Here is a 20,639-nt window from a genome sequence, read left to right on the forward strand (position 1 = left end):
CTCAATCGTCGTCGTCATGCTCGCCATGTTCGCCCCGCTGCTCATGCCGCTCGCCATCCCCGGCCAGGCCAAAGGCCTGACCCTCAGTCTGCCACTGCAGCACCCAGAAGCCGATCAGCAGGCTCAGCATCAACACCGCCCACGGGGCCCGCGGCGCGCGGATCGCCTCTCCAGCTGCGCCGCGCTTGCGGCCGCTGAACATCGCGGTAACGAGGTTCTCGCGGTGCAGCACGCTGCTGAGCACAACCGCCGCCACATGGATCAGCACCAGGCCCAGCATCGCCGCCGCCAGCGCCTCATGCAGCTCTTCAAGCGCGTGGCTGCCGCCCAGCCGCAGCGCGTGGCCGCTGAGCCCGATCAGCAGGCCCAGGCCCAGCAGACCCAGCACGGCCAGTGCCCCGGCAGGATTGTGGCCGGTATGGTGCTCGGGCCGCCCGCTCAGCAGCGAACGCAGATAACGCAGCACGGCACTCGGCCCGCGCACAAACTGGCTGAAGCGCGCATGACGGCTGCCGAACAGCCCCCACAGCACCCGGAACAGCACCAGGCCAAGAAATCCGTAGCCCAGGCTCAGATGCAGCCACTGCCAGCGTTCCTGCTCTGCCGTCAGATAGGCACCGGCAAAGCTCAAGGCCATCAGCCAGTGGCCGATGCGCACTGGCAAGTCCCAAACCAGCACCCGCTGGCTCCCCGCCGCCGGCTCGGGCGGGCTGTCCGGCTTGATCGTCTGTGTCGTTGCTTGCGTCATCATCGGCTCCTTGGCTGTCATGCTGCCTATGGTCGGGCGCCGCGCTTATCGAAGTCTTAAGGACGGCCGCGCTGCGGCGCTTGACCCGTATCAATCCCCCTGCCGGGGAATCGCCGACACTGACACCTCATCCAGGGAGAAGATACGCACGTGAGCAGCGACGCCGATTCAAGCCGTGCCCCGCCTGAGGGCTTGAGCAGCGCCACGGCCCATCAGGCCCTGCAAGCGCACGGCGCCAATGAACTGCCGCAGGGGCGGCAGGTCGGCGCCTGGCAGCTGCTGCTGCAGGTGCTGCGCGAACCGATGCTGCTCCTGCTGCTGGCCTGTGGCGCGGTCTATCTGATGATCGGTGCCCGGCACGAGGCGTTGATGCTGCTGTTCTTCGTGGTCGTGGTGATCGCCTTGAGCTATGTGCAGCAGCGGCGCAGCTCGCGCTCGCTGGCGGCGCTGCGCGAGCTGTCCAGCCCCCGCGCCCAAGTCTTGCGCGACGGCCGCTGGCAGGCACTGCCCAGCCGCGAACTCGTGCCCGGCGATCTGGTGCAGATCGCCGAAGGCGGGCGCGTGCCGGCCGATCTGCAGCTGCTCGGCACGGCCAGCGTCAGCCTGGATGAATCGATGCTGACCGGTGAGTCGGTGGCGGTCCACAAATCGGCGCCGGCGCAGGTTTTTTCCGGCACGCTGGTGACGGCCGGCCTCTGCCAGGCGCGGGTAATGGCCACCGGCCCGAACAGCGCGCTGGGCCGTATCGGCGCCAGCCTGCAAGCGCTGCCCGACGCGCCAACGCCGATCGAGCGCGAGACTGCCCGGGTGGTGCGCCGCGTCGCCAGCATCGGCCTGGCACTGGCGGCCCTGCTCACGCTGACCCATGGCTTGGCCAATGGCGACTGGCTGCACGGCCTGCTGGCCGGGCTGACGCTCGCCATGGCCATCCTGCCCGAGGAGCTGCCGGTGGTGCTGACGCTGTTCTTCAGCCTGGGCGCCTGGCGGCTGGCGCGTGAGCGCGTGCTGGTGCGCCAGCTGCCGGCCGTCGAGATGCTGGGCGCGGCCAGCGTGCTCTGCGTCGACAAGACCGGCACGCTGACCGTCAACCAGATGCAGCTGCAGCGGCTGTGGAGCGAGCAGGCCGCCTACCGGCGCGATCAAGCCACCGCCCTGCCGGACAGCCTGCACGAGCTCTTGGAATACGCGGTGCTGGCCAGCCACCGCCAGGCCTTCGACCCGATGGAGCAGGCGCTGCGCGGCGCCGCACAGGACTGGCTGGCCGGCACCGAGCATCTGCACGCCGATTGGCAGCTGGTCGAGGACTACCCGCTGTCGCCCGCGCTGCTGGCGATGTCGCGCGTCTGGCGCTCGCCGGACCAGCGCTCGCTGCTGATCGCCGCCAAGGGCGCGCCGGAAGCGATCTTTGATCTCTGCCATCTCGATGCCACGCGGATCGAGACGCTGAACCAGCAGGTCAGCCTACTGGCTGCCGATGGCTTGCGTGTGCTGGGCGTGGCGCGGGCGCAGTTCGCAGCGGCCGACGAAGCGCTACCGCCCATCCAGCATGATTTCGATTTCGAATTCCTCGGTCTCGTCGCGCTGGCCGACCCAGTACGCGCCGATGTGCCCGAGGCCATCGCCGCCTGTCGCGCCGCCGGGCTGCGGGTGATGATGATCACCGGCGACCACCCGGCCACGGCGCTGGCGATCGCGCGCCAGATCGGCCTGGCCAGCGAGCCCGGCGCCTTGATCAGCGGTAGCGAACTGGCCTTGCTGGACGACGCGGCGCTGCGGGCACGGCTGCCCGGCTTGAGCATCTGCTGCCGCGTGCAGCCGGAGCAAAAGCTGCGCATCGTCCAGGCCCTGCGCGCCAGCGGCGAGGTCGTGGCCATGACCGGCGACGGCGTCAACGACGCACCGGCGCTGAAGGCGGCCGATATCGGTGTCGCCATGGGTTCGCGCGGTTCCGAGGTCGCGCGCGAGGCCGCTGATCTGGTGCTGCTGGGCGACGACTTCGGTTCGCTGCTGACGGCCTTGCGCTACGGCCGGCGCATACAGCTGAACCTGCGCAAGGCCATCGTCTTCGTGCTGGCGGTGCATGTGCCCATCGTCGGGCTCTCATTGCTGCCGGTGCTGCTGGGCTGGCCCATGCTGTTGATGCCGGTGCACATCCTGTTCCTGCAGCTGATCATCGACCCGGCCTGCTCGGCCATCTTCGAACGCGAACCGCTGGAGCCGGCGGCGATGCGGGCCGGCCCGCGCAAGCTCGATGCCAAGCTGTTCGATGCTGCCCTGCTGCGCCGCGGCCTGCTGCAAGGCGGCGGGCTCCTGCTGCTGCTGCTGGCCGGCTATGCGCTGACACGTCATTGGAGCGGCAGCGACGCCGTCGCGCGCAGCTTCTGCTTTGCGCTGCTGGTGCTGTCCGTCATCGGCCTCTTGATGGCCAACCGGCTCTGGCAGCCGGGCGGCTTTTGGCGCGGCCTCGCCAGCAACGCCGCGCTGCGCTGGATGGCACTGGGCACGCTGCTGATGCTGGCCGCTGCGCTGGGCCTGCCCGGGCTGCGTCAGCTGTTCGCTTTCGCCGCGCTGCCAACACAGGCATGGCCCGCATTGGCAGCCGGCGCAGCGCTGGCGGCGGCCGGGTTTGCACTCAGCAAGCGCGTCGGCAGTCGCTGAGCGGGCGCCTCAATCGCGGCGGCGACGCGCCACGCCGGCGACGGCCAGCAGGCCGGCCAGCATCATCGCGTAGGTCTGAGGCTCAGGCACGGCCGATATTTGGATCAGACTGTCCACGCCGCTGCTGGGGTGCTGCACGTTGACATAGGCCAGGTTCCGGTTGAACTTGTCGAAGTACAAACCGGTGGGTTCGGCACCAGTGGTGCTGAGGCTGGCCCACTTGCCCACCGAATCGGCCACGCCGTCGTTGTTGCTGTCCTTGGCAAACCAGATGTCGGCCTTGCCGCCGTCCTGATCCTCGATGACGTAGATGTTGCCGGCGTCGTCGATGGCCAGGTTGTCCGGATTGCTCCAGGCCGTGCCAGCCTTCTGGCCGGTGGCCATGTCGATGCTGTTGTTGTCGGCGAACAGCTTGACGGTGCTGGTGTCGAGGTTCAGCGAATACACGCGGCCGCGGCCATTGCCGCTGACGCCGTCATTGTCGGAATCGGTCGTCGTGAAGAAGAGCATCTGCTGGCCATTGGGCAGCAGCTTGAACTCCAGGTCTTCCGGGCGGTTGTAGCCGCTGCCCAGCACGCTGGCATGGTCGGCGGTCGCGCGGCCATCGATGGTGCCATCGGCCAGCAGCGTCGAGACGCCTGGCAAGGCGCCACCGCTGGCATTGGTGATGGCCACCCAGGACGCACCGCCGGTGACCGCCGGCCCATTGCTGCCCTCAAACTGCCCGCCCGCCCCCACCTTCAGCACAAAGGTCTGGCCGGCAGCGAAGTAGTCATTGCCGCTGCTGGCATTCGGATTGGCAGACACGTACTTGTAGATCGAGCCGCCATTGAGCTCGTCGACGAAGTACAGGTTGTTCTGCTTGTCGAAGGCCAGGCCTTCATGCGACACGCGCGGCAGGATGCTGCGCTGGATGAAGGTGCCGCCGTTGGCCGTTGCACTCAGCGCATTGGTCAGCTCGAACAGGCGCCCCTTGCTGCTGCCCGTGCCCCAGGACTCTTCGGCGGTGAGGTAGCTGCCCCACGGAGTCCAGCGCGATGCATCGCCGGAGACAAAGCCCTGGGTGCCGGGGGCGACCACGGTGACGGTGCGGGTGGCGTAGTTCTTGTCCCACAGGTCGACGCGCTGCACGCCGGCACTGCCGGTCTCGAAGGGCATGAACAGATAGCGGCCGGCCTGCGGGCCGGTCTCGTTGGCCGTGATCATGTCCCAGCTGCCGGAATTGGAACCGGGCACCAGGGTGTTCTGCGTCTTGCGGTCGGCCAGGCGCAGCTGGCTGAACTTGGACGAGGACAGCTGGAACGGCGCGGCCTCGGGCAGCGCGCCGGCGGCCACATTGCCGATCAGCGGCGTGAAGTTCGCGAATTCGGTGGCAGCGGCTTGCGCGAAGCTGGCCAGGGACAACAGGCCGATGGCGGCTGCGATACGGGAAGGCTTGTGCATGGGGTCTCCGAGGGTCGGGCGGTCAAAACAGCCCGCAGTCTCTGGAACCCTGGTGACCCCCACGTGACAGCCTGGGACGCCGTTGTCCCCTGAAACGGTGTCGCGCGCTTTGCGCTCAAGCCTGCCGCTTGGCCAGCAGCGCCCGCGCCACGCGCGACACCGGCGGGCGGCCCAGCACTTCGGAGATGAAGGCGCCGGCATCGACCAGCTTGTCCAGATCGATGCCCGTCTCGATACCCAGACCATTGAGCAGGAAGACCACGTCCTCGGTCGCGACGTTGCCGGTCGCGCCCTTGGCATAGGGGCAGCCGCCCAGGCCGGCGACGCTGGCGTCGAAGGTGTGGATGCCCAGTTCCAGGCAGGCGTAGATATTGGACAGCGCCTGGCCGTAGGTGTCGTGGAAATGGCCGCTGACCTCGGCCAGCGGATAGTGCTTCAGCGCCCGTTCCATCGCCGCCTGGACCTTCCTTGGCGTGCCAACGCCGATGGTGTCAGCCACGCCCATGTGGTCGACGCCGATGTCCTTCATCAGCAGCACCACACGCTCGACCTGATCGGCGCTGATGTCGCCCTCGTAGGGGCAACCCATCGCACAGGACAGCGCCCCGCGCACCTTGAGCCCGGCCGCATGGGCCATCTCGACGACCGGCGCAAAGCGCTCGATGCTTTCGGCGATCGAGCAGTTGATGTTCTTCTGGCTGAAGGCTTCCGAGGCGGCTGCGAAGACGACGATCTCATCCGGCTTGGTGGGCAGTGCGCTCTCCAGGCCCTTCATATTCGGCGTCAGCACCGAGTAGCGCACGCCGGCGCGGCGTTCGATGGCCGCCATCACCGCCGTGTTGTCGCCCATCTGCGGCACCCACTTGGGCGACACGAAGCTGGTGACCTCGATCTCCTTCAGCCCGGCGTCCTGCAAGAGGCTGACCAGGCGCGCCTTGTGCTCGGTCGCAACCGGCTGCTTCTCGTTCTGCAGACCATCGCGCGGGCCGACATCGACGAGGGTGACTGTGTGGGGCAGTTTCATGGCGTCAAGCTCCAAATGGCGGGGCGTCAAATGCAAATGCACAAGCAAATGCAGACCACAGAGACACGGAGACACAGAGATGGGAATGCAGCAGGCTTCAAGGCTTCATTCCTCCGTGGCTCTGTGGCTCTGTGGTCTGTTCCAAGGCGTTCAGCTGCCAAGGCGCAGCAGCTCGGCGCCATCGCCGATCTGATCGCCAACGGCGAACAGCAGCTCGGCCACCACGCCATCGCGCGGCGCGTTGATGGTGTGCTCCATCTTCATCGCTTCCATCACCGCCAGCGCCTGGCCCTTGGACACCTTGTCGCCAGGCTGGGCCAGGAAGGCGACCAGCTTGCCGGGCATGGGTGCGGTCAGGCGGCCGCCCTCGGCCGCGCCGTCGCCAGCATGGGCAATCGGGTCGATCTCGCTCAACACGGCCGAGCCCTGCGGCGCGAACACCGCGACGCGTTCGCCCTGGGCGTAGGTCTTGACCATCACGCGCTGTTGGCCGAGGCCTTCACCGAGCAGCAGTTCATGTGACTCGGTGCCGGCTGAGTTCACCGCGAAAGGCAAGGACTGGCCCTCCACGGTGAGTTGCATGCCGCCCTGGTGGTGGCGCGAAAGCAGCACCTCATGGTGCACACCGCCGGCCTCCAGATCGAAGCGGCGCGCCGAGGCGCCGTACATGCGCCAGCCGTCGCGGGCACTCCAGGGGTCGCGGGTCTGCAGGCTGGCTTCCTTTGCCAGCGTGTGTGCCACCACGGCTGCCGCGCTGATCTGCAGCGGCAGGCCCGGCTGGTCAAACAGCACCGCGCGTTCGCGCTCGATCAGGCCGGTGTCCAGATCGGCACCGGCAAAGCTGGCGGTGGCGGCGCAGCGGCGCAGGAAGGCGACATTGGTTTGCAGGCCGACGATATGGGTGTCGCGCAGCGCGGCATCCAGGCGGGCCAGCGCCTGGGCACGGTCCTCGCCCCAGACGATCAGCTTGGCCACCATCGAGTCGTAATAGGGGCTGATCTCATCGCCCTCGCCCACCCCCGCGTCGATACGCACGTGGCCACGCTCAAAGCTCACATGGGCCGGCCAGCGCGCGACATCGAGGCGACCGGTGGCGGGCAGGAAGCCGCCGTCGGGGTTCTCGGCGCAGATGCGCGCCTCGATCGCGTGGCCGTGCATGGTCAACTCATGTTGCTTCAGCGGCAGCGGCTCGCCAGCGGCCACGCGCAACTGCCATTCGACCAGGTCCTGGCCGGTGATGGCTTCGGTGACCGGGTGCTCCACCTGCAAGCGGGTGTTCATTTCCATGAAGTAGAAGCGACCGTCTTGTTCAGCAATGAACTCGACCGTGCCGGCGCCCACATAGCCGACGGCCTTGGCCGCCGCCACCGCGGCCTCGCCCATCTCGCGGCGGCGCGCTTCCGTCATGCCCGGTGCCGGGGCTTCTTCCAGCACCTTCTGGTGGCGGCGCTGGACCGAGCAATCGCGCTCGAACAGATAGACGCAATCGCCCTGGGTGTCGCCAAACACCTGGATCTCGATATGGCGCGGCTTCTGCACATAACGCTCGATCAGCACGGCATCGTCGCCAAAGCTGTTGATCGCCTCGCGCTTGCACGAGGCCAGCGCCGCTTCGAACTCCTCGGCCTTGAAGACCGCCCGCATGCCCTTGCCGCCACCGCCGGCGCTGGCCTTGATCAGCACCGGGTAGCCGATACGGTCGGCCTCACGCCGGAGCAGCGCCGGGTCCTGATCGGCACCGTGATAGCCAGGCACCAGCGGCACCTGCGCGGCTTCCATCAAGCGCTTGGATTCGGCCTTCAGGCCCATCGCACGGATCGCCGAGGACGGCGGGCCGATGAACACCAGGCCGGCCTGCGCACAGGCCTCGGCAAAGTCCTCGTTCTCGCTCAGGAAGCCGTAGCCGGGGTGCACCGCTTCGGCGCCGGTGGCCTTGGCGGCGTCGATGATGCGCTGCCATTGCAGATAGGAGTCCTTGGGCGCCGGGCCGCCGATCAGCACCGCTTCATCGCAGGCCTTCACATGGCGAGCCGCCGCATCGGCCTCGGAGTAGACCGCCACGGTCTTGACCCCCAGACGGCGTGCGGTCGCGGCCACGCGACAGGCAATCTCACCGCGGTTGGCAATCAGGATCTTCTTGAACATGGCTTGTCTCCTCGTACTTCGTGTGGGTCTCGGTTCAGTGCGTCGTGCAGCCCTGCTCGCTGCAGCCGGTGGCCGCAGCAGGCTCGGCCGCGTTGAGGCGGATCTTGGCTTCCTTGCCATGGCCTTCGGACAGCTCGGCCTCGGTGGCGCAGTGCATGCCCAGGCGGTCCAGCAACGCGCGGTCCTTGGCGGCCTGCGGGTTGCTGGTGGTCAGCAGCTTGTCGCCGTAGAACATGCTGTTGGCGCCGGCCAGGAAGCACAGGCTTTGCATCGCCTCGGGCATTTCCTCGCGACCGGCCGACAGGCGCACCATGGCGCGCGGCATGGTGATGCGGGCGACGGCAATCGTGCGCACGAACTCGAAGGGATCGAGCGCTTCGGTGCCGGCCAGCGGCGTGCCTTCGACCTGCACCAGATTGTTGATGGGCACCGATTCCGGATAGGGGTCCAGATTGGCCAGCTGCACGATCAGGCCGGCGCGCTGGCGCCGCGTTTCGCCCATGCCGACGATGCCGCCCGAGCACACCTTCAGGCCTTGCTGGCGCACCCGGTCCAGCGTGTCCAGGCGGTCCTGGTAGGTGCGGGTGGTGATGATCTGGCCGTAGAACTCGGGCGAGGTGTCGAGGTTGTGGTTGTAGTAGTCCAGGCCCGCGTCCTTCAGCTTCTCAGCCTGGCCATCGGCCAGCATGCCGGCGGTCAGGCAGGTTTCCAGGCCCAGCGCCTTGACCTCGGAAATCATCTCGCCGATCGCTTCGATATGGCGCTCCTTGGGTGCGCGCCAGGCCGCGCCCATGCAGAAGCGGGTGGCGCCATTGGCTTTGGCGGCGCGGGCGGCTTCCATCACTTCTTCCAGCGGGATCAGCTTCTCGGCCTTCAAGCCGGTATCGAAATGGGCCGACTGCGGGCAGTACTTGCAATCCTCTTCGCAGCCACCGGTCTTGATCGACAGCAGCGTCGACAGCTGCACCGCGTTGGCATCGAAGTTCTCGCGGTGAACCTGCTGGGCGCGGAACATCAGATCGTTGAAGGGCAGCTCGAACAGGGCGGCGACTTCGTTGACCGTCCAGGGCTTGGCATTGCGGCGCTCGGCATCGGTGGTCGGCGTCAGCGTTTGGACTTGGTTGGTGGTCTGTTTCATCGGATGAGTTCCAGCAGCTTGGGCTGCACGAGATGCGCGGCCACGGCCGCGGAAGTGGGTTCGGAAAGCCGGGGCACATGGCCCAGGCAAGGCGCCTTGAACGGCATGCTCAAGCCAGCCTTCAATGCGGCCAGATTGTCCGCCACATGCGGCATCTGGGCGTCCACGGTGTTGGCCACCCAGCCGGCCAGGCGCAGACCGCGGGCGGCCATGGCCTCGGCCGTCAGCAGCGCATGGTTGATGCAGCCCAGGCGCAGGCCGACGACCAGGATCACCGGCAGCTGCAGATCGACGGCGAGATCGGCGGTGTCCCAGCCCGGCGCCAGCGGCACGCGAAAACCGCCCACGCCTTCCACCAGGGCCAGCTCGCCAAGCCGCGCGCTGGCACGGATGGCGGCCAGCACCGCCTCAGACTCAATCGCGCGGCCCTCCAGCGCCGCGGCGATATGCGGCGCGCAGGCGGCACGGAACTGCCAGGGGCCGACCTGCTCGACGCTCATGCCGATGCGCTGGGCGGCGTGCAGGCGCTGCACATCGTCATTGACCCAGGCGCCGCTGGCGTCCTGCTCCTGCCCGGCGGCGAGCGACTTCACCGGCGCCACGCGCAGGCCGGCATCGGCGAACAGATGGGTCAGGCCGGCGGTGATGCAGGTCTTGCCGATCTCGGTGTCGGTGCCGGTGATGAAGAAGCCGCGCAGGCCAGGCTCTGGCGTCGACGCCCGGAGGCTGCCCGCCGGGCCGCTCCCAAGGACAGCCTCGCCCCCACGGGGGGCCGACCATGTACTCGTGGACGGGGGGCTGACATGGAGGCTGCCCGCCGGGCCGCTCCCAAGGGCAGCCTCGCCCCCACGGGGGGCCGGCCAGGTACTCGTGGACGGGGGGCTGACATTCATGCTGCGGCCCGCTCCATATCGCTTGCGGCCGCTTCGAGCGCGGCCAAGAGCCGGTCAACATCGGCGGCTGTGTGGGTGGCGCACAGCGTGATGCGCAGCCGCGCCTCGCCCTTGGGCACGGTGGGCGGGCGGATGCCCGGCACGCGCAGGCCCTCGCGTTCCAGCCGCGCGGCCAGCTGCATCACCTCGGCATTGCCGCCCACGATCAAGGGCCGCACCGGCGTCTCGCTGGGCGCCAGCTGCCAGGGCAGGCCGCGATGGCGCTGCAGCAGCGCCTCAATGCCCTTCGCCAGCTGCTGCTGCAAGGCCTGCAGATGCGCGCGGCGGGCCTGGCCGAGTTCGCTCTCGATCAGCTCAAAGCTGGTCAGCAAGGCATGCTCGATGGCGGGCGGCGAGGCGGTCGAGAAGATGTAGTTGCGCGCCGCCTGCAACAGGTATTCGGTGATGGTCTCGTGCGCGACCACGAAGGCGCCCGCCAGGCCAGCGGCCTTGCCCAGCGTGCCGACGACGATCAGCCGTTCACTGTGCAGATCGAAGTGTTCCAGGGCACCGCGACCGCGTTGGCCCAGCACGCCGAAGCCATGGGCATCGTCGACGATCAGCCAGGCATCGAATTCCTCGGCCAAGGCCAGCAGCTGCGGCAGCGGCGCGATATCGCCGTCCATGCTGAACACCGCGTCGGTGACGATCAACTTGATCTTGGCCGTGCTGGCCGCCAGCAGCGCGCGCAGCTCCGCCACATCGGCATGGCCGTAGCGCGTCACCCGGGCCTTGGCCAGGCGCGTGCCGTCGATCAGCGAGGCATGGTTGAGGGCCTCGGAGAAGATCTCGGCATCGCCATCGCCCAGCGCACTCACCACCGCCAGATTGGCCATATAGCCGGTGCAAAAGCCCAGGGCGCGGGCCTTCGGGATATGGGCCGAGAACCAGTCGGCCAGCGTGTCGGTGACGCGCTTGTGCGCGACCGAATGGCCGCTGACCAGCGGCGACGCGCCGGAGCCGCCGCCATACAGCCGCGCGCCTTCGGCCAGCGCCTCGGCAATGCGCGGATGGGCGGCCAGGCCCAGATAGTCATTGCTGCAGAACATCAGCAGCTCGCGCGCGATGCCGTCGGCGCCGCGCACCCACTGGTGCGGCGCGGTCGGGCTTTCGGCCTCGCGCAGAAAGCGGCTCAGGTCCTGCGCGGCAATCGCGCGCAGCTTGGAATTCAGGTGCTCAAGCAACATCGGGGAAGAGATCACAAAGGGTAGCGCGCACCGCAGCCGCCAGCCAGGCGGCCGTGGCCGCATCGATCAGATAGGGCGGCATCAGATAGACCGTGCGGCCTATCGGGCGTATCAGCAGCTGATGACGGCGGGCCGCCAGATGGAAGGCCTCGGCAAAGCCGCTCGGCGCATCAACGACGTCAAAAGCCAGAATCATGCCCTGCTGACGCAGCTGTTCGACGCGCGAGCATTGACCAAGCGGCGCGAAAGCCTCCATCAATAGCGAAGCCTGCTCGGCATTGCGCTCGATCTGGCCGGCATCAAAACGGTCCAGCACCGCATTGGCGGCCGCACAGGCCAGGGCATTGCCGGTGTAGGAATGCGAATGCAGAAAGCCGCGCTTCACATCGTCGGACCAGAAGGCGCGGTAGACGGCATCGGTCGTCAGCACCAGTGAGAGTGGCAGCGTACCGGCCGTGATGCCCTTGGACAGCAGGATGAAGTCGGGCCAATCCTGCCCCTGTGGCGGCTGCGTGTCGCGGTCGCCCGCCGGGCCGCTCCCAAAGGCGGCCGCGCCCCCGCGGGGGGCGGACGGCGTACCCGTCGGCCGGGGGCTCACATGCTCCCATGCAAAGAACTGCCCGGTGCGCCCACAGCCCACGGCGATTTCATCGGCGATCAGGTGCACGCCGAACTCGCGCGTCATCGCGCGCAGCTGGCGCAGATAGTTCGGCGAGTGCATCACCATGCCCGCCGCGCCCTGCACCAGCGGCTCGACGATCACCGCGGCGATCTGATCGTGGCGCTCGGCCAGCAGCGCGCGCATGGCGGCCAGCGCCTCGGCCTCGTTGCCCAGGCGGCTGTCCGGCGAGGTCACGATATGGGCGCGCATCAAGAGCGGGTCGTAGGCATCGCGGAAGATCGCCACATCGGTGACGGCCAGCGCGCCGATGGTCTCGCCGTGATAGCCGTTCTGCAGGCAGACGAACTCGCGCTTGTCGCTGCGGCCCAGATTGCGCCAGCTGTGAAAGCTCTGCTTCAGCGCAATCTCGACGGCGCTGGCGCCATCGCTGCCGAAGAACACATGGCCCAGCGCCCCACCGGTGCGCGCCGAGAGCCGCTCGGCCAGGCGCACCGCCGGCTCATGCGTGCAGCCGGCCAGCATCACATGCGGCAGCGTATCGAGCTGATGCTTGATGGCCGCATTGATGGCGGCATCGGCATGGCCGAACAGATTGACCCACCAGGAACTGTTGGCGTCGAAATAGCGCTGGCCCTCGAAATCGTAGAGCCAGGGGCCCTCGCCACGCGCGATCGGCAAGGGCGGCACGGCTTCAGCCCGCGCCATCTGCGTGCAGGGGTGCCACACCGCATCAAGGCTGCGGCGCTGCAGGGCCTGGGTTTGATTCGAAGGACTGGTCATGGCATCGTCAGCTGCCTGTACTGCCCAGCACAGCCCGGAGATCCGGCTTTGCCGGTCTCTCGGGCTGGCCCCCTTGAGGGGGCGCGCGCAGCGCGTACGGGGCGGTTCATCAATTGAGCCAGGAAGGCTTGGCCTTGTTGAGGAAGGACTGCACGCCCTCGCGGCCTTCGGCGCTGGCGCGGATATCGGCAATGCGGCGCGCGGTGTCGTCGCGCAGTGCTGGCGTGATGGGGGCATGCGCCACGTCCTGCACCAGCTTTTTGCAGGCGCGCACGGCGGCCGGGCCGTTGGCCAGCAACGCAGCCAGCAGCGCGTCCACCTTCTCGTCCAGCGTCTCCGGCGTGGCCAGCTCGTGGACCAGGCCCAGCCGGTGCGCCTCGGCGGCGGCAAAGCGCTCGGCGGTGAGGAAGTAGCGGCGCGAGGCCTGCTCGCCCAGCGCCCGCACCACGTAAGGGCCGATGGTCGCCGGCAGCAGGCCCAGCTTGGCTTCCGACAGGCAGAAGCCCGCCGTCTCGACGGCCACGACCATATCGCAGACCGACACCAGGCCCACGCCGCCGGCATAGACATCGCCCTGCACCCGCGCGATCACCGGCACCGGGCAGCTGTAAATGGTCCACAGCATCTCGGCCAGGCGCGAGGCATCGGCGTGGTTCTCGTCCCAGCTGTAGCCGGCCATGGCCTTCATCCAGTTCAGATCGGCACCGGCACAAAAGGCCTTGCCCTCGGCGGCCAGCACGATGGCGCGCACACCGCTGTGCTGCCCCAGCTCGGCAAAGGCGGCGGTCAGCTCGGCGATCACGGCCTCGTTGAAGGCATTGCGCACCTCGGGGCGGTTCAGGGTCACGCGGGCAATTTGGCCCGATGGCCCGCTGCGTTCGATCTTCAGGCTGCTGGTGCTCATGCTTTCTTGCTCTCCATCGACAGCGGCTTCACCATCAGCACGCTGGAATAAGTCTTGCCGTCCCACTGCACCTCGCCGACCTGCTGGTAGCCGCGCTTCAGGTAGCGGCGGCGCAGATGCTCGGCCGGGCTGGCGGTGTCCAGCGCGATATGGGCATAGCCACGTTCGGCCGCCCAGCTTTCGGCGGCGTCCATCAGCCGCTCGCCCAGCCCCAGGCCCTGGCAGCCCGGGTGCACCGCAAACTGCGACAGGATGGCGGTGTCCTCGCGCAGATACCAGGGCGTGTTCAGGCACCAGGCGTCCTGCTCGGGCCGGTAGGGGCCGCGCACATTGACGGTACCGACCAGGCGGCCGTCCTGCACTGCGACCAGGCAGCCGCCCGCGGCGACGCGCTTGGCGGTCACCTCGACGCTCTGGTCGGCCGCGGTGAAGTTCCAGCCCTGCGCGGCCAGCGCCGCATAGGCCTGGTGCAGCAAGGCGGTCAGCGCGTGCAGATCATCGTCGGCACGCAGGGGGCGGATCGCGATCATGGGCTCGGTGTCAGGTGCCAGGTCTTGACAGGCATCACATCCGGAACACGCCGAACTTGGTGTCCGGGATGGGCTGGTTCAGCGAGGCCGACAGGCCCAGCGCCAGCACGCGGCGGGTATCTGCCGGGTCGATCACGCCGTCGTCCCAGAGGCGGGCGCTGGCGTAGTAGGGGTGGCCCTGGTCCTCATACTGCTGGCGGATCGGCGCCTTGAAGGCTTCTTCCTCGTCGGCGCTCCAAGCCCCGCCCTTGGCCTCGATGCCATCGCGCTTGACGGTGGCCAGCACGCTGGCGGCCTGCTCGCCGCCCATCACCGAGATGCGGGCGTTCGGCCACATCCACAGGAAGCGGGGCGAGTAGGCACGGCCGCACATGCCGTAATTGCCGGCGCCAAAGCTGCCGCCGATGATGACCGTGAACTTGGGCACCTGGGCACAGGCCACCGCCGTGACCATCTTGGCGCCGGCGCGGGCAATGCCTTCGTTTTCGTACTTGCGGCCGACCATGAAGCCGGTGATGTTCTGCAGGAAGACCAGCGGGATCTTGCGCTGGCAGCACAGCTCGATGAAGTGCGCGCCCTTGTTGGCGCTCTCGGCAAACAGGATGCCGTTGTTGGCAACGATGCCGACCGGCATGCCCTCGATATGGGCAAAGCCGCAGACCAGCGTGGCGCCGTAGCGGGCCTTGAATTCATCGAACTCGCTGCCATCGACGATGCGGGCGATCACCTCGCGCACGTCGAAGGGCTTGCGGGTGTCGGTCGGGATCACGCCGTGCAGCTCGCTGGCCTCGTACAGCGGCGCGCGCGGGGCCTGCATCAGCAGCTCGCCCCGCTTCTTCCAGTTCAGCCGCGCGACCGACTGGCGGGCAATCGCCAGCGCATGCATATCGTTGTTGGCCAGGTGGTCGGCCACACCGGAGAGGCGCGTGTGCACATCACCGCCACCCAGGTCTTCGGCACTGACGACCTCACCGGTGGCGGCCTTCACCAGCGGCGGGCCGCCAAGGAAGATGGTGCCCTGGTTCTTGACGATGATGGTCTCGTCGCTCATCGCCGGCACATAGGCGCCGCCGGCCGTGCAGGAGCCCATCACCACGGCAATCTGCGGCACCCCCTGGGCCGAGAGATTGGCCTGGTTGTAGAAGATGCGGCCGAAGTGGTCGCGATCGGGGAAGACCTCGTCCTGATTGGGCAAATTGGCGCCGCCGGAATCGACCAGATAGATGCAGGGCAGATGGTTCTGCTCGGCAATCTCCTGCGCGCGCAAATGCTTCTTGACCGTGATCGGGTAATAGGTGCCGCCCTTGACCGTGGCGTCGTTGCAGACGATCACGCACTCCACGCCCGAGACCCGGCCGATGCCGGCGACGATGCCGCCGCCCGGCGCCGCGTTGTCGTACATATTCAGGCCGGCCAGCGGCGCCAGCTCGAGGAAAGGCGTGCCGGGGTCCAGCAGCATCTCGACGCGGTCGCGCGGCAGCAGCTTGCCGCGGGCGGTGTGCTTGGCACGCGCCGCCTCGCCGCCGCCCTGGGCGATCTTCTCCAGCCGGGCGCTCAGATCATCGATCAGCGCACGCATGGCCTCGGCATTGGCCTTGAAATCGGCCGAACGGGCATTGAGCTTGGTGGTCAAGGCGGGCATCTTGTCTCCAGCGAGCGGCACGAACTGAGTACCACTCAAATCATTCTGAACAACGGCCTGGGGCTTTCAGCCGCTGGCGCGAAGCCGAGAGAATAAAACAGCATCCAGGCTCAGGCAAGCAAGGACTTGAGCTTTACTCAATTATTCAGCAGAATCGGCGCCGTGAACGCCCACACTGCCCCAACCGCGCCCAGCCCGGCGCAGCGCCGCGCGCCGGCCGGCGCCAAGGCCGAGCAGCGGGTGCGCGACATTCTTCGCGTCGGCCGCCAGGTCTTCGCCGAGCGCGGTTACGAGCGCGCCACCACCACCGAGATTGCCAAGCAGCTCGGCATCTCCGAGGCCACGGTGTTCACCTATTTCCACAGCAAGCGCGAGCTGTGCATGCGGGTGATCGGCGACTGGTACGACGAGATCATTGACGCCATCGAGACCGGCCTGCCACGCGAGGCGCCGGTGCGCGAACAGCTGGAATTCGTCGTCCACACCCATCTGCGCCTGTTCCTGATCCAGGGCACCGGCCTGTGTGCGCTGGTGCTCTCGGAAGGCCGCACCAAGGGCCAGGAGTTCGGCGACGCCTTTGTCGAATTGCAACGCCGCTACACCGCCCCGCTGATGGAGTTGCTGGCCCGCGGCCAGGCCCAGGGCGTGGTGCGCCAGGACATCCCACTGCGCCTGCTGCGCTCGCTGGTCTTCGGGCCGATGGAGCACATGCTCTGGGAAGTCATCATCGCCGGCCGGCAGATCGACATCGACGCCAGCGCCCGCGACCTGGTCGCCCTGCTCTGGCCGGCGCTGCAGGCGCCCGATCAGGAACTGCTGGCGCTGCGTGCGCTGCGCGGCCAGCTGGAACAGGCGCTGCGCCAGGCCTGAGGCCGGCATGGGCGCTGCGCGCACGGCGCTAGCACTTTCCCCGCGCGGCCTCTGAGCTGCCACCGTACTGTCATCGCGCTTTCACCGCCGACTCCGAGACTGCGGCTCCCCACGTGATTTTTGTCACGTTCTCCTGCCATCCCCAGCGCTTGTGCGACACCGCACGAGCCGGAGTCCCTCATGAGCCGCCGTCAGTTTCTTTCCCAGCTCGCCCAGGCGGGCGGTGCCAGCGCCATCCTCGCCAGTTTTCCTCCGGCCATTCAGCGCGCGCTGGCCATCCCGGCCAATCAGCGCACCCGCAGCCTGCAGGACGTCGAGCACATCGTCATCCTGACTCAAGAAAACCGCAGCTTCGACCACTACTTCGGCACGCTGCCCGGCGTGCGTGGCTTTGGCGACCCGTTCCCGGTGCCGGTCAAGGACCGCGCCAATCTGCTCAGCCGCAAGACCGTGTTCGTGCAGCCCAGCATCGGCGGTGCGCCCGTGCCCGGCCGCCCGAACTGGCCGCAGAGCAAGCCGATTGCCCCCTTTCATCTGAACACCGAGCAGGATTTCGGCGTGATGCGCGTCGCCGGCACGCCGCATTCCTGGCTCGATGCCCAGCTGGCCTGGGACCACGGCCGGATGAACGACTGGTGCAAGGCCAAGCAGAATCACTCTCTCGGTTACTTCAAGGAAGCCGACATCCCCTTCCAGTTCGCGCTGGCGCGGGCCTTCACGCTGTGCGACCACTACCACTGCGCGACCCAGACCGGCACCAACACCAACCGGCTCTTCCTGTGGAGCGGCCACAACGACCCGCAAGCCATTGCCGGCGGTCCGTCGACCGACAACAGCCACGAAGACTTCAACAGCAACCCGGCCACCGACTACCTCTGGACCACCTATCCCGAGCGCCTGCAGTCGGCCGGCATCAGCTGGCAGGTCTATCAAAACCTGGCCGACAACTTCACCGACAACCCGCTGGCCGGCTTCCGCCCCTTCCGCGATGCCCACTACCAGCGCGCCGGTTTCTCGCCGGCGCTGCGTGATCGCGGCATCAGCACCCGCGACCTCGCCCTGCTGAAGGCCGATGTGCTGGCCGACCGCCTGCCCCAGGTCAGCTGGATCGTCGCCACTGCCGAAGGCTCGGAGCACCCGGGCCCGTCGAGCCCCGCCTCGGGCGCCGACTACACCGCCCGCGTGCTGGATGCGCTGACGGCCAATCCCGAGGTCTGGAGCAAGACCGTGCTCTTCCTCAACTTCGACGAGAACGACGGCTTCTTCGACCACATGCCGCCGCCGGCCGTGCCCTCCTACGAAACCTGGGACGCCGACCCCGCCAAGGCCCGCCTGGCCGGCGCCTCGACCGTGGACACCCGCGGCGAGTACCACCATGTGCTCAACGGTGCCGATGCGCGCACGCTGCACCGCCCCTACGGCCTCGGCCCGCGGGTGCCGATGTATGTGATCTCGCCCTGGACCAAGGGCGGCTGGGTCAATTCGCAGGTGGCCGACCACAGCTCTGTGCTGCGTTTCATTGAGGCCCGCTTTGGCGTCAAGGAACCCTTGATCAGCCCCTGGCGCCGTGCCGTCAGCGGCGATCTGCAGTCCTGCTTTGACTTTGCCAATCCGGAAGACAGCGGCTTCCTGCAGCTGCTGCCCGCCACCGCCGCCCGCCGCGCCCAGGCGCTGACGCTGCCCGGCACCAAGGTGCCCGCCATCCCGAGCAGCCTGAATGCACCGGTGCAGGCCGCCGGCGTGCGCCCGGCCCGTGCCCTGCCCTATGAGCTGCAGGTGCAGGCCAGCCAAGCCGGCAACACGATCAGCCTCGGCTTCGAGAACCGCGGCGAGGCCGGCGCCGTGTTCCATGTCTACGATCGCCTGAACCTCGACCAGCTGCCGCGCCGCTACACGGTGGAAGCGGGCAAGCAGCTCAGCGGCCAATGGTCGAGCGCTGCCGGCTACGACCTCTGGGTGCTCGGCCCCAACGGCTTCCATCGCCACTTCATCGGCACGGCCAGCAACCCGCAGGCCGAGCTGCGCCTGAGTGCCGATCGCAGCAGCGGTGAGCTGCTGATCGAGCTGCAGAACCTGGGCAACCAGCCCTGCAGCTTCGTACTGCAGGCCAACAAATACGACGCCGCCCCGGCGCGCAGCATCGCCGTGCTGCCGCGCAGCAGCAGCACGCTGCGCCTGCCGCTGTCCGCCAGCCAGTACTGGTACGACTACAGCCTGCGCCTGCAGGGCCAGAACGGCTGGCTGCGCCGTTTTGCCGGCCATCTGGAAACCGGTCGCCCCTCGATCAGCGACCCGGCCATGCAAGGCCCGGCCCAGCTCGACCAGTTCCGCCTCTGAAATTCACTCATCGACACACCATGCGCACTCTTCTGATCACCGCTGCCCTGCTGGGCAGCCTCCATGCCGCTCAAGCGGCTGCACCGACGGCCATCAGCTACGGCCAGAACCTGATCGTCAATGGCGATGCCGAGGCCGGCACCGCCGGCTGGCTGAGCTACGACAGCTACACCTTCATCCAGGCCGTTTCCTACGGCAACAACTGGGTCAAGCCCAGCGAGCCTGGGCCAGTCAATCGCGGCAAGTCGATGTTCACCGGCACCGGCGCCAACGCCGTGGCCTACCAGCTGCTGGACCTGGGCCAAAACGTCGCCCAACCGACCAGCTACGCGCTCAGCGGCTGGCTCGGCGGCTGGGCATCGCAGCAGGACAACGCGGCCTTTGCCGTGACCTTTCTTGACCAGTACGGCGGCCTGCTCGGCAGCGCCACAATCGGTCCGGTGACGCCGCAGGATCGCGGCAACAGCACCGGCCTGTGGCTGCGCAGCAGCAGCGGCCAGCTGCCGGTGGGCACGCGCCAGCTGGGCTTCTGGCTGTCGATGGAGCGCTTTGGCGGCAATGACAACGACGGCTATGCCGACAACCTCAGCTTCGTGCTCAACGCGCCAGCTCCGGTGCCTGAACCCGCCACCGCGGTGCTGAGCCTGCTCGGCCTGGGCCTGTTGCTGCGCCGCAAGGCACAGGGCTGAAACCGGCGCGACATGGGTCGACAATCGGCCCATGTTCGAACGCCTTGCCTCCACCCTCGATGAGATCGCTGCCCAGGTCCGGCCGCTGCTGAGCCAGGGCCGCGTGGCCAGCTACATCCCCGAACTGGCCACCGTGCCGGCCGTGCGTTTCGGCATGGCGGTGGTCAGCGTTGACGGCCGGGTCTTCAAGACCGGCGACGCCGACCAGCCCTTCTCGATCCAGAGCATCTCCAAGCTCTTTGCCCTGCTGCTGGCGCTGCAGACCGAGGGCGACGGCGTCTGGCGGCGGGTCGGCCGCGAGCCCTCGGGCACCGCCTTCAATTCGCTGGTGCAACTGGAAAGCGAGCAGGGCCTGCCGCGCAATCCCTTCATCAATGCCGGCGCACTGGCCATCACCGACATCCTCTGCACCCGCTTCGCCACACCCGAGAACGCCCTGGTGCAGCAGCTGCGCAAGCTCAGCGGCAACACGGCGCTGGACTACAACCTGCGCGTCGCCAATTCCGAACGCCGGCACAGCGACCGCAATGCGGCGATGGCCCATTTCATGCGCAGCTTTGGCCGCATGGACAATCCCGTCGACCGCGTGCTGGACGCCTATTGCAGCCATTGCGCCATCGAGATGAGCTGCGTGGACCTGGCCCGCGCGGTGCTGCCGCTGGCCCACCACGGTCAGCTGCCAGGCAGCGAGGAGCGGCTGCTCTCGGCCAGCCTGGCCAAGCGCGTCAATGCGCTGATGCTGACCTGCGGCACCTACGACGCTGCCGGCGACTTCGCCTTCCGCGTCGGCCTGCCGGCCAAGAGCGGCGTCGGCGGCGGCATTGTGGCGCTGATTCCCAATGTCTGCGGCCTCTGCGTCTGGTCCCCGGGGCTGGATGCCAACGGCAACTCGCTGGCCGGCGTACAGGCGCTGGAGCTGTTCACCACACTGACTGGCCGATCCATTTTCTAAGCCCTTTTCTGAGCCTGGCAACGCTGCCCTGATCGCAT

At 67.9% G+C, this 20,639-nt stretch carries 16 protein-coding genes; 5 read left to right on the forward strand and 11 right to left on the reverse strand.

The window, feature by feature from the left end:
* Position 1: 1 nt before the first annotated feature.
* Complete coding sequence (locus RQP53_RS15690; RefSeq protein WP_315651561.1) at positions 2 to 748, reverse strand: cytochrome b/b6 domain-containing protein; 747 nt, start codon at positions 746 to 748, stop codon at positions 2 to 4.
* Between the two features lie 150 nt (positions 749 to 898).
* Here RQP53_RS15690 and RQP53_RS15695 point away from each other — a divergent pair, with 150 nt between their 5' ends.
* Complete coding sequence (locus tag RQP53_RS15695; protein WP_315651563.1) at positions 899 to 3,406, forward strand: cation-translocating P-type ATPase; 2,508 nt, start codon at positions 899 to 901, stop codon at positions 3,404 to 3,406.
* Positions 3,407 to 3,415: 9 nt separating this feature from the next.
* Here RQP53_RS15695 and RQP53_RS15700 read toward each other — a convergent pair whose 3' ends face one another.
* From RQP53_RS15700 to RQP53_RS15745, 10 genes are all read right to left on the reverse strand, one after another.
* Positions 3,416 to 4,849 carry an alkaline phosphatase PhoX gene (locus tag RQP53_RS15700; protein ID WP_315651565.1) on the reverse strand — a complete coding sequence of 478 codons (1,434 nt, stop codon included), beginning with the start codon at positions 4,847 to 4,849 and terminating at the stop codon, positions 3,416 to 3,418.
* A gap of 115 nt (positions 4,850 to 4,964) precedes the next feature.
* Complete coding sequence (locus tag RQP53_RS15705; protein ID WP_315651568.1) at positions 4,965 to 5,873, reverse strand: hydroxymethylglutaryl-CoA lyase; 909 nt, start codon at positions 5,871 to 5,873, stop codon at positions 4,965 to 4,967.
* Between the two features lie 150 nt (positions 5,874 to 6,023).
* The gene (locus RQP53_RS15710) at positions 6,024 to 8,018 is read right to left on the reverse strand and encodes an ATP-binding protein (protein WP_315651570.1); all 1,995 of its coding nucleotides are present in this window, start codon (positions 8,016 to 8,018) and stop codon (positions 6,024 to 6,026) included.
* A 34-nt stretch (positions 8,019 to 8,052) separates the two neighbouring features.
* A complete protein-coding gene (gene bioB, locus RQP53_RS15715) occupies positions 8,053 to 9,156 on the reverse strand; it encodes a biotin synthase BioB (RefSeq protein WP_315651571.1) in 1,104 nt (367 codons plus the stop codon).
* A complete protein-coding gene (bioD, locus tag RQP53_RS15720) occupies positions 9,153 to 10,049 on the reverse strand; it encodes a dethiobiotin synthase (protein WP_315651573.1) in 897 nt (298 codons plus the stop codon). Before bioD ends, bioB begins: the two co-directional genes overlap by 4 nt.
* Positions 10,046 to 11,275, reverse strand: coding sequence for an 8-amino-7-oxononanoate synthase (gene bioF, locus RQP53_RS15725; RefSeq protein WP_315651575.1), 1,230 nt, complete (start codon positions 11,273 to 11,275; stop codon positions 10,046 to 10,048). Before bioF ends, bioD begins: the two co-directional genes overlap by 4 nt.
* Positions 11,265 to 12,677 (reverse strand): aminotransferase class III-fold pyridoxal phosphate-dependent enzyme, encoded by a 1,413-nt coding sequence (locus RQP53_RS15730; RefSeq protein WP_315651577.1) that lies wholly within the window; start codon positions 12,675 to 12,677, stop codon positions 11,265 to 11,267. The genes bioF and RQP53_RS15730 overlap by 11 nt, the downstream gene beginning before the upstream one ends.
* 109 nt (positions 12,678 to 12,786) lie before the next feature.
* Positions 12,787 to 13,581: an enoyl-CoA hydratase/isomerase family protein gene (locus tag RQP53_RS15735; RefSeq protein ID WP_315651579.1), complete on the reverse strand. Its 795-nt coding sequence runs from the start codon at positions 13,579 to 13,581 to the stop codon at positions 12,787 to 12,789.
* Positions 13,578 to 14,111 (reverse strand): GNAT family N-acetyltransferase, encoded by a 534-nt coding sequence (locus tag RQP53_RS15740; RefSeq protein ID WP_315651580.1) that lies wholly within the window; start codon positions 14,109 to 14,111, stop codon positions 13,578 to 13,580. Before RQP53_RS15740 ends, RQP53_RS15735 begins: the two co-directional genes overlap by 4 nt.
* Positions 14,112 to 14,145: 34 nt before the next feature.
* On the reverse strand, positions 14,146 to 15,753 hold the full coding sequence (locus RQP53_RS15745; RefSeq protein ID WP_315651582.1) for a carboxyl transferase domain-containing protein: 1,608 nt from the start codon (positions 15,751 to 15,753) through the stop codon (positions 14,146 to 14,148).
* A gap of 162 nt (positions 15,754 to 15,915) precedes the next feature.
* Here RQP53_RS15745 and RQP53_RS15750 point away from each other — a divergent pair, with 162 nt between their 5' ends.
* The 4 genes from RQP53_RS15750 to RQP53_RS15765 all read left to right on the forward strand — a co-directional run bounded on the left by RQP53_RS15750 (position 15,916) and on the right by RQP53_RS15765 (position 20,601).
* Positions 15,916 to 16,623, forward strand: coding sequence for a TetR/AcrR family transcriptional regulator (locus tag RQP53_RS15750; RefSeq protein WP_315651584.1), 708 nt, complete (start codon positions 15,916 to 15,918; stop codon positions 16,621 to 16,623).
* Between the two features lie 180 nt (positions 16,624 to 16,803).
* Positions 16,804 to 18,960 carry a phosphocholine-specific phospholipase C gene (locus tag RQP53_RS15755; protein WP_315651586.1) on the forward strand — a complete coding sequence of 719 codons (2,157 nt, stop codon included), beginning with the start codon at positions 16,804 to 16,806 and terminating at the stop codon, positions 18,958 to 18,960.
* Between the two features lie 20 nt (positions 18,961 to 18,980).
* Positions 18,981 to 19,649 carry a PEP-CTERM sorting domain-containing protein gene (locus RQP53_RS15760; RefSeq protein ID WP_315651588.1) on the forward strand — a complete coding sequence of 223 codons (669 nt, stop codon included), beginning with the start codon at positions 18,981 to 18,983 and terminating at the stop codon, positions 19,647 to 19,649.
* A 31-nt stretch (positions 19,650 to 19,680) separates the two neighbouring features.
* Complete coding sequence (locus tag RQP53_RS15765) at positions 19,681 to 20,601, forward strand: glutaminase (protein WP_315651590.1); 921 nt, start codon at positions 19,681 to 19,683, stop codon at positions 20,599 to 20,601.
* Positions 20,602 to 20,639: the final 38 nt, after the last annotated feature.

It is taken from the genome of Roseateles aquae, from assembly GCF_032337115.1.
GTDB classification, from domain to species: Bacteria; Pseudomonadota; Gammaproteobacteria; order Burkholderiales; family Burkholderiaceae_C; genus Roseateles_C; species Roseateles_C aquae.

Coding starts and splice junctions, on each gene's coding strand:
- RQP53_RS15690 (WP_315651561.1), bottom strand. CDS start 748: ATGACGCAAGCAACGACACAGACGATCAAGCCGGACAGCCCGCCCGAG.
- RQP53_RS15700 (WP_315651565.1), bottom strand. CDS start 4,849: ATGCACAAGCCTTCCCGTATCGCAGCCGCCATCGGCCTGTTGTCCCTG.
- RQP53_RS15705 (WP_315651568.1), bottom strand. CDS start 5,873: ATGAAACTGCCCCACACAGTCACCCTCGTCGATGTCGGCCCGCGCGAT.
- RQP53_RS15710 (WP_315651570.1), bottom strand. CDS start 8,018: ATGTTCAAGAAGATCCTGATTGCCAACCGCGGTGAGATTGCCTGTCGC.
- bioB (WP_315651571.1), bottom strand. CDS start 9,156: ATGAAACAGACCACCAACCAAGTCCAAACGCTGACGCCGACCACCGAT.
- bioD (WP_315651573.1), bottom strand. CDS start 10,049: ATGAATGTCAGCCCCCCGTCCACGAGTACCTGGCCGGCCCCCCGTGGG.
- bioF (WP_315651575.1), bottom strand. CDS start 11,275: ATGTTGCTTGAGCACCTGAATTCCAAGCTGCGCGCGATTGCCGCGCAG.
- RQP53_RS15730 (WP_315651577.1), bottom strand. CDS start 12,677: ATGACCAGTCCTTCGAATCAAACCCAGGCCCTGCAGCGCCGCAGCCTT.
- RQP53_RS15735 (WP_315651579.1), bottom strand. CDS start 13,581: ATGAGCACCAGCAGCCTGAAGATCGAACGCAGCGGGCCATCGGGCCAA.
- RQP53_RS15740 (WP_315651580.1), bottom strand. CDS start 14,111: ATGATCGCGATCCGCCCCCTGCGTGCCGACGATGATCTGCACGCGCTG.
- RQP53_RS15745 (WP_315651582.1), bottom strand. CDS start 15,753: ATGCCCGCCTTGACCACCAAGCTCAATGCCCGTTCGGCCGATTTCAAG.
- RQP53_RS15755 (WP_315651586.1), top strand. CDS start 16,804: ATGAGCCGCCGTCAGTTTCTTTCCCAGCTCGCCCAGGCGGGCGGTGCC.
- RQP53_RS15760 (WP_315651588.1), top strand. CDS start 18,981: ATGCGCACTCTTCTGATCACCGCTGCCCTGCTGGGCAGCCTCCATGCC.
- RQP53_RS15765 (WP_315651590.1), top strand. CDS start 19,681: ATGTTCGAACGCCTTGCCTCCACCCTCGATGAGATCGCTGCCCAGGTC.